General features: G+C 33.6%; 12 protein-coding genes and 1 pseudogene. 6 read left to right on the forward strand and 7 right to left on the reverse strand.

The genetic code is table 11. The annotated features are described in order from the left end of the window. Positions 1 to 25: 25 nt before the first annotated feature. Positions 26 to 706 (reverse strand): annotated as a pseudogene (locus GKR88_13055) (transposase). 284 nt (positions 707 to 990) lie between these two features. Here GKR88_13055 and glmM point away from each other — a divergent pair. Continuing rightward, complete coding sequence (gene glmM / locus GKR88_13060) at positions 991 to 2,382, forward strand: phosphoglucosamine mutase (protein ID QMU65128.1); 1,392 nt, start codon at positions 991 to 993, stop codon at positions 2,380 to 2,382. Beyond that, complete coding sequence (locus GKR88_13065) at positions 2,382 to 3,860, forward strand: aminotransferase class V-fold PLP-dependent enzyme (protein QMU65129.1); 1,479 nt, start codon at positions 2,382 to 2,384, stop codon at positions 3,858 to 3,860. The genes glmM and GKR88_13065 overlap by 1 nt, the downstream gene beginning before the upstream one ends. Positions 3,861 to 3,994: 134 nt before the next feature. Here the strand turns inward: GKR88_13065 and folE are convergent, their stop codons facing one another. From folE to nadC, 4 genes are all read right to left on the reverse strand, one after another. Beyond that, complete coding sequence (folE, locus tag GKR88_13070; GenBank protein QMU65130.1) at positions 3,995 to 4,675, reverse strand: GTP cyclohydrolase I FolE; 681 nt, start codon at positions 4,673 to 4,675, stop codon at positions 3,995 to 3,997. A 48-nt stretch (positions 4,676 to 4,723) separates the two neighbouring features. Further along, positions 4,724 to 6,097 carry a histidine--tRNA ligase gene (locus GKR88_13075; protein QMU65131.1) on the reverse strand — a complete coding sequence of 458 codons (1,374 nt, stop codon included), beginning with the start codon at positions 6,095 to 6,097 and terminating at the stop codon, positions 4,724 to 4,726. Between the two features lie 142 nt (positions 6,098 to 6,239). Continuing rightward, the gene (locus GKR88_13080) at positions 6,240 to 7,172 is read right to left on the reverse strand and encodes a YihY family inner membrane protein (GenBank protein ID QMU65132.1); all 933 of its coding nucleotides are present in this window, start codon (positions 7,170 to 7,172) and stop codon (positions 6,240 to 6,242) included. A 54-nt stretch (positions 7,173 to 7,226) separates the two neighbouring features. Continuing rightward, positions 7,227 to 8,096 (reverse strand): carboxylating nicotinate-nucleotide diphosphorylase, encoded by an 870-nt coding sequence (gene nadC, locus GKR88_13085; protein QMU65133.1) that lies wholly within the window; start codon positions 8,094 to 8,096, stop codon positions 7,227 to 7,229. Between the two features lie 58 nt (positions 8,097 to 8,154). Between nadC and rlmH the strand changes: the two genes are divergently transcribed. The 4 genes from rlmH (at position 8,155) to GKR88_13105 (ending at position 11,910) form a co-directional block, all read left to right on the forward strand. After that, complete coding sequence (gene rlmH / locus GKR88_13090) at positions 8,155 to 8,628, forward strand: 23S rRNA (pseudouridine(1915)-N(3))-methyltransferase RlmH (GenBank protein ID QMU65134.1); 474 nt, start codon at positions 8,155 to 8,157, stop codon at positions 8,626 to 8,628. Between the two features lie 254 nt (positions 8,629 to 8,882). Further along, complete coding sequence (locus tag GKR88_13095; protein QMU65135.1) at positions 8,883 to 9,422, forward strand: non-canonical purine NTP diphosphatase; 540 nt, start codon at positions 8,883 to 8,885, stop codon at positions 9,420 to 9,422. Between the two features lie 276 nt (positions 9,423 to 9,698). Next, complete coding sequence (locus tag GKR88_13100; GenBank protein ID QMU65136.1) at positions 9,699 to 10,694, forward strand: transposase; 996 nt, start codon at positions 9,699 to 9,701, stop codon at positions 10,692 to 10,694. Positions 10,695 to 10,833: 139 nt separating this feature from the next. After that, entirely contained in the window at positions 10,834 to 11,910 is a 1,077-nt protein-coding gene (locus GKR88_13105) for an iron chelate uptake ABC transporter family permease subunit (protein ID QMU65137.1), read from the forward strand. Positions 11,911 to 12,044: 134 nt separating this feature from the next. Here the strand turns inward: GKR88_13105 and GKR88_13110 are convergent, their stop codons facing one another. Further along, the gene (locus GKR88_13110) at positions 12,045 to 12,470 is read right to left on the reverse strand and encodes a hypothetical protein (protein QMU65138.1); all 426 of its coding nucleotides are present in this window, start codon (positions 12,468 to 12,470) and stop codon (positions 12,045 to 12,047) included. Continuing rightward, the gene (gene purB, locus GKR88_13115; protein QMU65139.1) at positions 12,471 to 13,814 is read right to left on the reverse strand and encodes an adenylosuccinate lyase; all 1,344 of its coding nucleotides are present in this window, start codon (positions 13,812 to 13,814) and stop codon (positions 12,471 to 12,473) included. Positions 13,815 to 13,878: the final 64 nt, after the last annotated feature.

The following is a 13,878-nucleotide window of genomic DNA, read 5'->3' on the forward strand; positions in this document are numbered from 1 at the left end:
CACAACTTTTTTGCTTGACCCATACTTTGATGGTTTTGTTCTTATCAGGAAGCTCTACCTTAAAGTTGTTTCGAATGCGGATATAATATTTGATTCCATTTGTATTCAAGAAATCCAACCAATGATTACCTACAAACTCTCTATCGGCTACAATGGATTTAATAACATCTTTGCCAAAAAGTCTTATGAAACGATTCACAAGATCAATACGCTCCTGACTGTTAGAGTTCCCTGGCTTATCTAACATAGTAAATAACAATGGGAAGGCAACACCTTTATAGACAACTCCCAACACGGCACCGTCAATTAATAAGCGTGTAATAAATGGGAAGGCAACACCTTTATAGACAACTCCCAACATAAAAATGTTGATGTTGGTCTGACCAAACTTCCAATTGGTCCTATCAATACTCAAGATCAATCCCTCTTGCTTAGGAAGGAGACTAAATATAAGACGAGCGATCAAATCTCCATCCAACGAATAATCAGCAATAAATCTTTGAATACGTCTGAGTGATGACTTCGAATCTACTGAGGTCTCAAAAGCGTTGGCTACCTTTTCAAAGGTAACTGTCTGTACCTTACAGAGGGCGATAATGAAATGTGATATGAGTTTGATTCTTGCCAAATTGATCTTACCTTGGAAATGAGAACTTAAAACTGAATTTAATTCACTACTTTTAGTGGAAGCATTGGTTTTTTTCATTAGAAAAATGAGTGATGTTATTCTTCTAATATACTGAAAATCAATGCTTTATTTTAATTATTTAACATTTAATTTACTGATAATCAATTAATTATATTTTTTGTCATGTACTAAACAATTCCTGCCTTTCAGATTGGGAAAGCATGGAAATTCCTCGCTTTATTTCTTGTAAATTCATGTATTAAATATACAAATAATAGCTGTTATAAACTAGAGCCTTATTATTCTCAATTTATTTCGGGATCCCCTAGAATCATTTATCTTTGTTCAGTTAATAAAAATACATGACATTAATCAAATCAATTTCAGGGATTAGAGGGACTATTGGAGGAAAAGTTTCAGATAATCTTACACCTGTTGATGCTGTGAAATTCGCATCTGCCTATGGAATATTTATCAAAAACAGAAATCCTGATAAACAAAAAATTACTGTTGTGATAGGAAGAGATGCCCGTATTTCCGGAAAGATGGTTAGTAGTTTGGTATCTAATACTTTAGTAGGGTTAGGTATGAATGTAATTGATCTGGGATTGTCAACCACTCCAACCGTAGAAATTGCAGTTCCATTAGAAAAAGCCGATGGCGGTATTATTTTAACGGCGAGTCATAATCCTAAACAATGGAATGCTTTAAAATTACTCAATGAAAAAGGGGAGTTTTTGAGCGAAACAGATGGAAGAACCCTATTGAAAATTGCTGAGAACAATGACTTCAATTTTGCCGGAGTAGATGATTTAGGAACCTATACCAGGAATAAAAATTACCTGAAAAAACATATTCAAGAAGTACTGAGCATAGATTTAGCGGACATCCATGCAATACGAAATGCTCATTTTAAAGTAGTCGTTGACGGTGTAAATTCTACAGGAGGGATTTTTATTCCCGCACTGCTAAAGGAACTGAATGTTTCGTGTATCTCACTCTATTGTGAACCCAACGGAGATTTTCCTCATAACCCGGAACCTTTGGAGAGGCATCTGACAGCTATTTCTGAATTAGTCGTTAAAGAAAATGCTGATTTAGGTATTGTTGTAGATCCTGACGTAGACAGATTGGCATTAATTTGTGAAGATGGTTCCATGTTTGGGGAAGAGTATACATTAGTGGCTTGTGCCGATTATGTATTGAGTAAGTTAGGAGGCGGAAATACAGTTTCCAATTTATCTTCATCGAGGGCATTAAGAGATATTACGGAAAAACATGGAGGATCATACACAGCAAGTGCAGTAGGTGAAGTAAATGTTGTACAGATGATGAAAGAGGTTGATGCAGTTATTGGTGGTGAGGGAAATGGCGGGATCATCTATCCTGAATTTCATTACGGGAGAGATGCATTGGCAGGAATTGTACTGTTTTTATCCCACTTAGCTCAACAAAACATATCGTGTAAGGCTTTACGAAATAGTTATCCCGGTTATTTTATGAGTAAAAATAAAATTCAATTAACAGGAGCGATCAATGTGGATGAAGTTTTGAAAACAATTGCTTCCAAATATACTCATGGGAATATAAATACTATTGATGGTGTTAAAATTGATTTTGATAAAGAATGGATACATTTACGTAAGTCGAATACCGAGCCTATTATTAGGATTTATACGGAAAGTATTTCTCAGGGTGCTGCAAATGCTCTGGCAGAACATTTTATATATGAAATTGAACAAATGATATCATAATGATGGCTTTTTCATTAGAAAAATATTTTCAACCTTTTAGAGATCAAATCATCGGTGTGGATCAGATATTTATTTCGCCTTACGGAGAGCAAAAATTAATCTATGCTGATTGGACTGCTAGTGGCAGGTTATATAGATCTATAGAGGAAAAAATGATGAATGATTTTGGCCCCTTCGTTGCCAACACACATACGGAAACTTCTACTTCGGGGGCGGCAATGACACTCGCATACCATGAAGCCAGAAATATCATTAAGCGGCACGTAAATGCAAATGAAAACGATATATTAATTACCGAAGGATCGGGAATGACCGGGGTGGTAAATAAATTTCAGCGAATTTTAGGACTTAAAGTTTCTGAAAATTTAGTACCCTATACACAAATACCTGAAGACAACAGACCCATTGTTTTTGTATCACATATGGAACATCATTCCAATCAAACCTCATGGTTAGAGACGATTGCAGATGTAGAAGTAGTTCCTTGTAATGATGCCGGCTTGGTATGTTTGAACAAATTTGAAGAGTATATCCAAAAACATAAACACAGAAAATTAAAAATAGCTTCTATCACTTCTTGTTCTAATGTAACGGGCATAAAAACAGCTTATCACAAGGTTGCAAAATTGATTCACAAATACAACGGGGTATGTTTTGTAGATTTTGCATGTTCGGGACCATATATTGATATAGATATGCACCCGGAAGCTGAAGATGAATATCTGGATGCTATTTTCTTTTCTCCGCATAAATTTTTGGGAGGACCGGGAAGTTCCGGAGTATTGATCTTTAATAAAAACTTATATACGAATGCGGTTCCCGATAACCCGGGAGGCGGAACCGTATCTTATACAAATCCTTGGGGAGAGCATAGTTATTTCGAAGATATCGAAACCAAAGAAGATGGCGGAACTCCGGCTTTTTTACAGACGATAAGAATTGCGTTATCGATCCAGTTGAAAGAGCAAATGGGAACTGATAAAATACGGAAAAGGGAGGACGAATTAAATAAACAATTATTTAAAACCCTGGAAACTATTCCAAATATCCGGGTGTTAGCCCCTAACCATAAAGACAGGTTGAGTATTTTTTCTTTTTATGTAGAGGGTGTGCATTTTAATTTGGTAGTAAAATTACTGAATGATCGTTTTGGTATTCAAACTCGCGGAGGTTGTTCATGTGCCGGTACTTACGGACATTTTTTATTGAACGTAAACCAAGAAACATCAAATAAAATTAAAGCGCAAATCTTAGATGGCTGTCTTACGGAAAAACCGGGGTGGGTACGGTTGTCTCTACACCCTACTATCAGTGATGAAGAAGTTGACTTCATTTGTAATTCATTAAATGTATTGTGCGAAAACATAGAAGCGTGGTCTTCGGATTATCAGTATAACAGCTTGAAAAATGACTATGTACACAAATCTGCACAATCTATAGAAAAGCAGCTGGTTTCCAATTGGTTTTCAGTAAGTTAAATAGGTATTGAAATATTAAAAGATTCAAAAATTCAAAAAAATACAGTTGAAAAGGTGTAAAAGGCAATCTTATTCAGGTATGCTCAATCCCTGAACTTGAAACTTGAAGCTTTTTAACTTTAAACTTAGAATTTTTACAGATTTTGAAAATCCGTATTGATTTTTAAATAATCCAAAAATTCTTGTTTTACTTCTTTATTTTTGAATTTTCCTCCAAACTCGGAAGTAACCGTGCTACTTTCTATGTCTTTAATTCCGCGGGAATTTACGCATAAATGTTTTGCATCTATAATACAGGCAACATCCTGAGTTTCCAGAGCTTCTTGCATGGCTTGTACCACTTGCATGGTCAAACGTTCCTGTACTTGAGGTCTTTTTGCATAGTATTCTACAATTCGGTTCATCTTGGATAAACCAATCACTTTTCCATTAGAAATATAAGCCAAATGTGCCCTCCCAACAATAGGAAGTAAGTGATGTTCGCAAGTAGAATAGATCACAATATTTTTTTCTACGAGCATTTCGCCATAATCATAATTATTGTTAAAAGTAGACATATTGGGTTTGTTTTTTGGGTCCAAACCCATAAAAATTTCGTTGACAAAAGCTTTGGCAACCCTTTTTGGTGTACCTTTTAAGCTATCATCATCCAAATCCATTCCCAACGTAGTTAAAATATCTTTTACATTTTCCTGAATGCGTGCAATTTTTTCTGCATCAGTCATATCAAAAGCATCATCTCTTATAGGCGTTTTTGCCGAGGTCCCGACGTGATTTTCTCCCATTTCCTCCATCCTGTCTTCATGTATTTTCATCTTCACAAATCTGTATAATTAAAAAATTTAAGGTGCAAATTTACGATTTTATCTGTGAGTTGGTTTTGTTTTAACAATCAATTCTTCTAAAGTATGATAAAATGCTTCACCTTTTATCATATCTTTAACAATAAATTTGTCGTCTTCCATACCGGAAATTACAAACTCAATTTCTCGATTGGCTGCATATTTCCATTGTTTTTTTTGCTGTTTATGATTCTTAGCAGTATCCGGGTATATTTCTGATTTGATCCCCTGAGCTCTCAGTGCCTGAATTGCTCTTAATTGTGTTATCGTATCTAATTCATTGAAGCTTAGAAATAGTACTTTGGGTTTTGATAGCGCTAATGAATCAAATAAATCCAGTGCTTCCAATACCAGATAAATCCTATCCAGACCAAAGGAAATTCCAACACCGCTTATATTCTTTAATCCAAATATACCTGTCAAATCATCATATCTCCCCCCTCCTCCGATAGATCCCATTTGTATTCCGGGGGCAATTACTTCAAAAATAGCACCTGTATAGTAGTTTAGCCCTCTTGCTAATGTTACATCCAGTACTAAATTAGCAGATTGTAAGCCCACATTATCAATAGCATCTATCACAAATCGCAGCTCTTCCACGCCTTTTAATCCTTCTTCCGAAGAAGCTAACATGGTGGCTAATGCGCTTAGACTCTCCTGATTGGTTCCCGAGAAATCAAATAATGTATGTACACTATTGATCGCCTCTTGAGAAATTCCTTTTGATAGCATTTCATCAATCACACCTTCTTTTCCAATCTTATCGAGTTTGTCCAAAGCAACTGTAAAATCAATGAGTTTATCTTTTACATTCATTACCTCTGCAATTCCGGCTAAAATTTTTCTGTTGTTGATCTTAATTGTAATTTCTGGTAGCTTTAGATGAGTAAAAACAGTATCGTATAGCTGTATAAAATCTATTTCCTGCAATAAGGATGAACTTCCTACAACATCTGCATCGCATTGGTAAAATTCTCTATATCTTCCTTTTTGCGGGCGATCTGCTCTCCAAACAGGTTGAATCTGATATCTTTTAAAAGGAAATGTAATATCATTCTGATGTTGGACCACATATCGGGCAAAAGGAACAGTTAAATCATAGCGAAGTGCTTTTTCGGAAATCAGGCTCCTAATCTTATTACTTTCCTTGGAAATAAGTAATTGTTCATCTACTTTAGAGAGGTAATCACCGGAGTTTAAAATTTTAAAAATCAATCGATCTCCTTCTGCTCCGTATTTTCCCATCAGAGTAGAAGCATTTTCAAAACTAGGGGTTTCTATGGGTTGAAATCCAAAAGTTTCAAAAGCAGTTTTGATGGTATCTATAATATAAGTACGTTTTGCTACTTCTACGGAAGAAAAGTCTCTAGTTCCTTTTGGAATACCTGGCTTCATTGTTATTTATAAATTATGAATCAACACTTTTTTAAACAAACTCGTAGTTTGTAATTAATTAGCAAATATCTGAAATATTTAATCAATGGGTTAATGTAGCAATGGGGATAATGTAATAATGAAAAATGGAATGATGAAACAATTAACTATCGGGTTGTTTATTTTTGAGTTGTAAGGAATGAATACTTGCATTTAGTTCGAAGCCTAATAAAAGAATAATGGCGTTTAACCAAATAAACAGCATTAAAATCAATAGTGTTCCGATAGATCCGTATAGCTGGTTGTATTTTGCAAATTCTGTTACATAATAACTAAACAAATAAAAAGTAAGTATGGATAATATGGTTGTAAATATTGCTCCGGGAGAGAAAAACCGTGAATGCTTTCCTGTTTTTGTTCCAAATCTATACAGCATGGAAACAGTGGTAAAAATCATTAATACAAATAAAAACCCTCTTCCTATTTTCAACCAAAAAAGCTCATCTTCTACCCATCCTTTTTCAAATAAAACATCCAATCCAATTTTATAAAAGACAGTTAACGCAACTGTAATGACTAAAAATAATGCCATTACCAACGACACTGCTAAAGAGATTATATATGCTTTAATAATACTTCTCGTTTCTTTAATATGATATGAATATTCAAAGCCTCCAAAAACAGCATTTACTCCATTTGTCATCAAAAAAATAGAGGCGATAAAACCAAAAGATAGTAAACCGCCATACTGATTTTTTAAGATATCTACTAATACGGAATCTACGGCATCGAATGTTTTTGGTGGCAAAATCTCTGAAATAAAAGATAATAACCCTTCCTGAAAACCATCTATGGGAACGTAAGGTATGACCGTAAGTATAAATAACATAAAAGGAAAAATTGCCATAAAGAAACTATAAGCAATTCCGCCTGCTCTTGTGGTAAGGGCTCCTTTTACTATTCCTATACTATACATTTTCAACACATCATACAGAGACATCCCTTGTAATCCGGGAATTTTTACCTTTTTTCCAAAGCGTACCAAGACATTTAAAATGGGTATTTTATCCAGCTTAGCTTCTATTTCTTTATTCATTTTAAAAATGTTTTGTTGTCAAGATGAGTTCTGTATTTAAATTATACCTTAGTTTTAATCAATCTTATTGATTGCTTTCAAACTCAAGTCCATATTATAGATCGAATGTGTCAGGGCTCCTGAAGATATATAATCTACACCACATTCAGCGTATTTCCGTATCGTATTTTCATTAATGCCTCCTGACGATTCCGTTAAACATTTTCCACCGATCAGCGCAACTGCTTTTCTGGTATCTTCAAAAGAAAAATTGTCGATTAAAATTCTGTGTATTCCTTCTAACGTCAGTATTTCTTTAATCTCTGCTAAATTTCTAGCTTCAATAATGATCTTTAAATGTAAGCCATTTTTTACTAAATAGTCTTTTGTTTTGTTAACGGCTTCTTTAATTCCTCCGGCAAAATCAATATGGTTGTCTTTTATCATAATCATATCATACAGGGCAAAACGATGATTTTCTCCCCCTCCGATTTTTACTGCCCATTTTTCAATTGCTCTTATCCCCGGAGTGGTTTTTCTTGTGTCTAGTATTTTTGTTTTTGTTCCTTCAAGCAAGTTCACAAATAAGCGTGTTTTTGTAGCAATTGCACTCATGCGCTGCATGGCATTTAAAACCAACCGTTCCGCTTTTAAAATTGAGTGTGTATTTCCGGAAACATAAAATACGGTATCTCCGTATTTAACAGGGTTCCCATCTTGTATTATAGTGATCACTTCAAGAGTAGTATCGACATAATTGAAAATCATTTTAGCAAATGCTACACCGGCAATGATTCCTTCGTCTTTTACCAGTAATTTTGCTTTTCCGACAGTATCTTTTGGAATGCAGGATAGCGAACTGTGATCTCCACTTCCTATATCCTCTCTGATTGCATTAGAAATAATAATTTCGAGTTCTTGTTGAAATTGTCTTTGTGTGATCATTTTTTATTAGCTAAAGTAGTGATCAATTACTAATTTTACACATTGTTACATTAATTCCATGAGAATTAAGTTATTGCTAATAGGAAAAACCGATGATAAAAACCTTCGGGAATTGATTTCGAAATATCAGAATCGGTTGCAGCATTATGTCAAATTCGAATTAGAAGTTATTCCGGAGCTTAAAAATATAAAGAATTTTACCCGGTTTCAACAAAAAGAGAAAGAAGGCGCATTTATTTTAAATAAGCTACGAGCTACGGATCATCTTGTCTTATTTGATGAAAAAGGAAAAGCATTTCGCTCTTTGGAATTTGCAAACTGGTTACAAAAAAAGATGAATTCCGGAGTCAAACAATTGGTTTTTGCTATTGGCGGACCTTACGGTTTTTCCGAAAGTGTTTACAAAAAAACAATGGAAAAAATAGCATTGTCAAAAATGACATTTTCTCATCAAATGATTCGTTTATTTGCTATAGAACAATTTTACAGAGGGTTTACCATACTAAATAAAGAACCTTATCATCACGAATAAAACACGAATTTCCAATAATCACCCTCAAACTACTTTCCCGATCTTTTATACCGAAAAGAGCTTAGTTAATTTTTGACGGAACTTTCAAACTTTAAAGGGTATTATTATATTTCTTCTGTAAAAAACTACATTTTGATTAAAAAATACAAAATTTAGTTTCACTTCAGTAACCACTTTATTAGTGCATAATTTTTTTTCATTTGTTTTTGTGAATTTTCAAATGAAAAAATTCATGTACTTTTGGCTATAAAAAAATGAAATTAGTATTTGCAACTAATAATATTCACAAGTTAAAAGAGGTACAGGCAATTCTTCCCGAACATATCCGGCTATTGTCTCTTAAAGATATCAGTTGTACGGAAAAAATTGAAGAAACAGCAACTACTTTAATAGGCAATGCAAAATTAAAAGCAGATCATATTGCTAAAAAATATAACTGTAATTGTTTTGCGGACGACACCGGTTTAGAAGTAGAAAGTTTAGAAGGTAAGCCGGGAGTATATTCCGCCCGATATAGCGGTAAATATGGAGATTCCGAAAGGAATATGTTAAAAGTATTATCGGAATTAGACGGAAAATCAAACAGGAAAGCACAATTTAGAACTGTAATTGCTTTACATATAAAAGGACAGGATTATTTTTTTGAAGGTATATGTAAAGGCGTCGTTCAAGAAAACAAAACCGGTAAAGACGGATTTGGATACGATCCTATTTTTAGACCGGAAGGGTATTCCGTTTCATTTGCAGAGATGAGTACCGAAGAAAAAAATAAAATAAGCCATCCTTTAGATTAGCAAATAGAAATAATTACTTAAAATAAAAACATAATAGTTATGATGAAATTTCTTTTTTTGCTTCTTTTTTTCTTTGTTAATAACTCTTATTTTGTTGATAACCAAAAACACAAAAGAACGGAGTGAACTTTAGCGGCCAGCTAGCTTTTTAGAGCCATCCCCCGTATTAGTCTCCGTTCTTTTTAAAAGTTACTTAGAACCATATAGAATTTCAGTTTCTGCCCTTATTAAAGGTCTTAGTTTAAGTAACTATTATTAATATCTAATTACAAAATTATGAAAACAAATGAAATTATCGGAATCGATGTCAGTAAATTATTAATTGATGTTTGTATCTATTCTAAACAAATTGTTCAACAGTTTGAGAACAGTAAATCTGGATTTAAATTAATGCTAAAGTGGAGTTTTAAAAATTCGTCTTTCTCTAAAGAAGAAACCATGTTTGTATTTGAACATACAGGAATGTACTCTCATTTATTATCTGTGTCTTTAACTGAACAAAAATTATCTTTTTTCATAGCTTCTGGTTTAGAAATTAAAAGATCTATTGGTATTGCTCGTGGAAAGGATGACCAAATTGATGCCAAACGCATTGCTCTATATGGGTATCGATTAAAAGAAGAACTTAAACCCAGTAAGCTACCTAAAAGAAGTATATTACAACTAAAAAGTCTCTTATCTTTAAGGACAAAACTTAACAAACAAAGAGCTGGTTTTAAAGTTACTTTGAAAGAACAAAAAAGAATTTATAAAGCAAAAGAGTATAAAATAATCTTTGACGTTCAACAAAAAATGATTGCAGAACTAACCAAACAAATACACAAGATTAATACTCAAATGCAAGCTATTATTGACCAAAATATAATGTTAAAAGAAACCTATAAACTTGTTACTAGTGTTAAAGGTATAGGAATGCAAACTGCTATAATGATGATTGTGTTTACTGACAATTTTTCAAAATTTGAAAACTGGAGAAAGTTTGCCTCTTATTGTGGTGTTGCTCCTTTTCCTTACCAATCTGGAACTAGTATTAAAGGACGTACAAAAGTCTCTCATTTGGCTAATAAAAAATTGAAAGCAATTATTAATATGTGCGCTATTTCTGCTATACAACATAACCCAGAAATGAAATTATACTATCATAAAAGAATAAAACAAGGCAAAAGTAAAATGAGTACCGTTAACATTATTAGAAACAAATTAATAGCAAGAGTGTTTGCCGTTGTCAAACGACAAACACCCTATGTAGATACTTTTAAATTTGCTGCATAAATTAGTAAAAATAATATCTCAACTTTTACTTGTTTTTATCATAGAATACAGGGAGTAGCCATTCAAAAACTGATTTCATTTTTACGAAAGTATAAATAGTAGTATCTTAGTCAGTATTGTAAGGCCTTCCATCCGAATAATGAGAGGTACTGCAGCATGTTATATTTTCAAAAATAACAAGAGTTTGAACATAACCAAATCGTATAAAAAGCAGTTTTTATTATTACTCGCACTGTTGATAGTTGTCGTTTTTATCAATATAAGTTTTGGCTCTGTTTCCATTCCTTTTAAAGATACTTTTTCTGTTTTAATTGGGGATGGGTCTTTAAAAAATAGCTGGAGAGTCATTATTCTTAACTTTAGGATTCCAAAAGCGATTACTGCAATATTAGTAGGTTCGGGACTTTCAATTTCAGGACTATTAATGCAAACGTTATTTCGCAATCCGTTGGCAGGGCCTTTTGTTTTAGGGATTTCATCAGGTGCGGGTTTAGGGGTAGCTATTTTAATCTTAGGAGGGAGTTTTTTCGGGGCTTTTTTTGATGATCTATTGATTTCTAACTGGATGTTGATGATTACCGCCAGCCTAGGAGCCGGTATGGTTTTATTTGCGGTTTTGTTAACTGCAAATAGAGTACGTAATACCATGTCTGTTTTAATTATCGGGTTAATGTTCGGCAGTTTATCTGCTGCATTGATAAGTGTGCTTTCTTATTTTAGCGAAGCTTCTAAAATTCAACAATATATTTTTTGGGGATTTGGAAGCTTGGGTAATTTAACCTGGGAGCAAATTTCTCTGTTTGTCTTTATTTTTATTATAAGTATTGGTGGAGTATTGTTTACAATCAAACCTCTAAATGGATTTCTATTAGGTGAAAATTACGCAAAAAGCGTAGGGATTCATATTAAAAAAAGCAGAACTGTTATTCTGGTAATTACAAGTATTCTTACAGGTGTGATTACTGCTTTTGCAGGCCCGATAGCATTTATTGGATTGGCTGTTCCCCATATCACCAAGTTACTATTCAAAACATCTAATCATAAAATATTGATTCCTGCGGTTGCTATTACCGGTGCTATTATTTTATTGGTTTGTGATCTTATAGCACAATTGCCAACCAGCGAATATACGTTGCCTATCAATGCCATTACTTCTTTATTTGGAGCACCTGTAGTTATCTGGCTGTTGATCAGAAAAAAAAGGATATATGTTTAGTAGTTAGAAAGTGTAAAAGTTGGAAAGTTTCAAACCGCTTACAGAATTAATACCATTTATCTCTTTCAAAAAAAGATGTTGTTTTCACAGTATTTTTATGGGAGCTTTTTGAACTTTTACATTTTCCAACTTTTCTACTGTTTCACCTTATACACAATCCCTTCTTGTTTGAATTTAGAGAATCCTATCTTCGCAGAAAAGTGATAAGAACTGTCAGTTACCTTGGTAATCCGAACATAAATAGGATCTTTGTCTAATGCTGTTTTAGGAGATTTCATTTTTAACGTATAGGAAAAGTTATTTTTCCAGGTTATATATAAGGTATCTATTCGTTTAACTGTTTTTTTTACAAGAGTACTATCTGTAGTGATAGTCATAAATTTGGTATATTCTTCAATTTGAATACTGTCTTTTCTCGTAACTATTGTTTTGCTATAATTCTCGCCCGCAGGAATCTCGAAAACACCATGTAAAAAAGGGTTGTTTTTTTTGTAACCCTGATCGTTTTTACACGATAAAAAGGAGAATATTACAAAAGAAAAGAATACTGTTTTTTTCATTTAAATTCCTGTATAATTTGAAGGTGTAATGGTTTTTAACTCCTCTTTGATAGCCGTAGAAACTTCTAATGTATCAATAAAGTCGGTAATTGATTGTCGGTTGATTTTTTCATTTGTTCTTGTCAACCCTTTTAAAGTTTCATATGGGTTTGAGTATCCTTCTCTTCTTAAAACTGTCTGGATGGCTTCGGCAACAACTGCCCAGTTATTTTCCAGGTCTGTTTTGATTTTTTCGTTGTTTAGCAATAATTTGCCCAAACCTTTTAAAGTAGCTAAAAACCCGATAAGCGTATGGGCAATCGGTACCCCAACATTTCTCAAAACCGTACTATCTGTTAAATCTCTTTGCAAACGAGATAGCGGAAGTTTGGCCGCCAAGTGCTCGAAAACAGCATTGGCCATTCCCAGATTCCCTTCTGAGTTTTCAAAATCTATAGGGTTTACTTTATGGGGCATCACAGAAGAACCTACTTCACCGGATTTTATTTTTTGTTTGAAATAATCCATAGAAATATACGTCCACATATCCCTGTCTAAGTCTATGATAATAGTGTTGATACGTTTTAGACAATCAAACAAAGAAGCCATATGATCATAGTGCTCTATCTGAGTGGTTGGAAATGAGTGATGTAAACCTAGCTGATGGTTGACAAAATGGTTGCCAAATACTTTCCAATCTATATCCGGATAGGCTACTTTATGTGCATTGTAATTTCCCGTAGCTCCACCAAATTTAGCTGCATTAGGAATGGTCTTTAAGGTTTTAAATTGCACTTCCAAACGTACTATAAATACCTCCATTTCTTTTCCTAATCTTGTAGGAGAAGCAGGTTGCCCGTGTGTTCTTGCAAGCATGGAAATCGATGACCATTTTGAAGCCAGTGATTTTAGTTTTGCTATGAGAGCCTTAAGAGCAGGTATATATACATTGACTACGGCATCTTTTACAGACAGAGGAATTGCTGTATTATTAATATCCTGAGAAGTCAGTCCGAAGTGTATAAATTCTTTATAAGACGACAAATTTAGCAGATCAAATTTCTCTTTGATAAAATATTCAACGGCTTTTACATCGTGGTTCGTTACTTTTTCAATATTTTTTATTTTTTGGGCATCTTCCGGTAAAAAATTCTTGTAAATGGCTCTTAAATCAGCGAATGTAGTATGATGAAAACCTTTTAATTGAGGAAGCGGAATTTCACATAGTGCAATAAAATATTCTATTTCAACATGTACTCTGTATTTTATGAGTGCTTCCTCGGAGAAATAGTCGGCTAACCCGGAAACTTTATCGCGATAACGGCCATCTAAGGGAGAGATGACATTTAGCTGTGAAATATTCATTTTTTTTACGGTTGTATTGAAAGTGCAAAAGTACAGAAATACAAAAATGATTCAATAGCAAATA

The organism is Flavobacteriaceae bacterium, assembly GCA_014075215.1.
Lineage (GTDB): Bacteria > Bacteroidota > Bacteroidia > Flavobacteriales > Flavobacteriaceae > Polaribacter.

Bases quoted from the DNA above. Each gene is read 5' to 3' on its own strand.
- rlmH (QMU65134.1), top strand. From the start codon at position 8,155: ATGAGAATTAAGTTATTGCTAATAGGAAAAACCGATGATAAAAACCTT.
- GKR88_13110 (QMU65138.1), bottom strand. From the start codon at position 12,470: ATGAAAAAAACAGTATTCTTTTCTTTTGTAATATTCTCCTTTTTATCG.
- glmM (QMU65128.1), top strand. From the start codon at position 991: ATGACATTAATCAAATCAATTTCAGGGATTAGAGGGACTATTGGAGGA.
- nadC (QMU65133.1), bottom strand. From the start codon at position 8,096: ATGATCACACAAAGACAATTTCAACAAGAACTCGAAATTATTATTTCT.
- GKR88_13065 (QMU65129.1), top strand. From the start codon at position 2,382: ATGATGGCTTTTTCATTAGAAAAATATTTTCAACCTTTTAGAGATCAA.
- GKR88_13080 (QMU65132.1), bottom strand. From the start codon at position 7,172: ATGAATAAAGAAATAGAAGCTAAGCTGGATAAAATACCCATTTTAAAT.
- GKR88_13095 (QMU65135.1), top strand. From the start codon at position 8,883: ATGAAATTAGTATTTGCAACTAATAATATTCACAAGTTAAAAGAGGTA.
- GKR88_13105 (QMU65137.1), top strand. From the start codon at position 10,834: ATGAGAGGTACTGCAGCATGTTATATTTTCAAAAATAACAAGAGTTTG.
- purB (QMU65139.1), bottom strand. From the start codon at position 13,814: ATGAATATTTCACAGCTAAATGTCATCTCTCCCTTAGATGGCCGTTAT.
- folE (QMU65130.1), bottom strand. From the start codon at position 4,675: ATGAAAATACATGAAGACAGGATGGAGGAAATGGGAGAAAATCACGTC.
- GKR88_13100 (QMU65136.1), top strand. From the start codon at position 9,699: ATGAAAACAAATGAAATTATCGGAATCGATGTCAGTAAATTATTAATT.
- GKR88_13075 (QMU65131.1), bottom strand. From the start codon at position 6,097: ATGAAGCCAGGTATTCCAAAAGGAACTAGAGACTTTTCTTCCGTAGAA.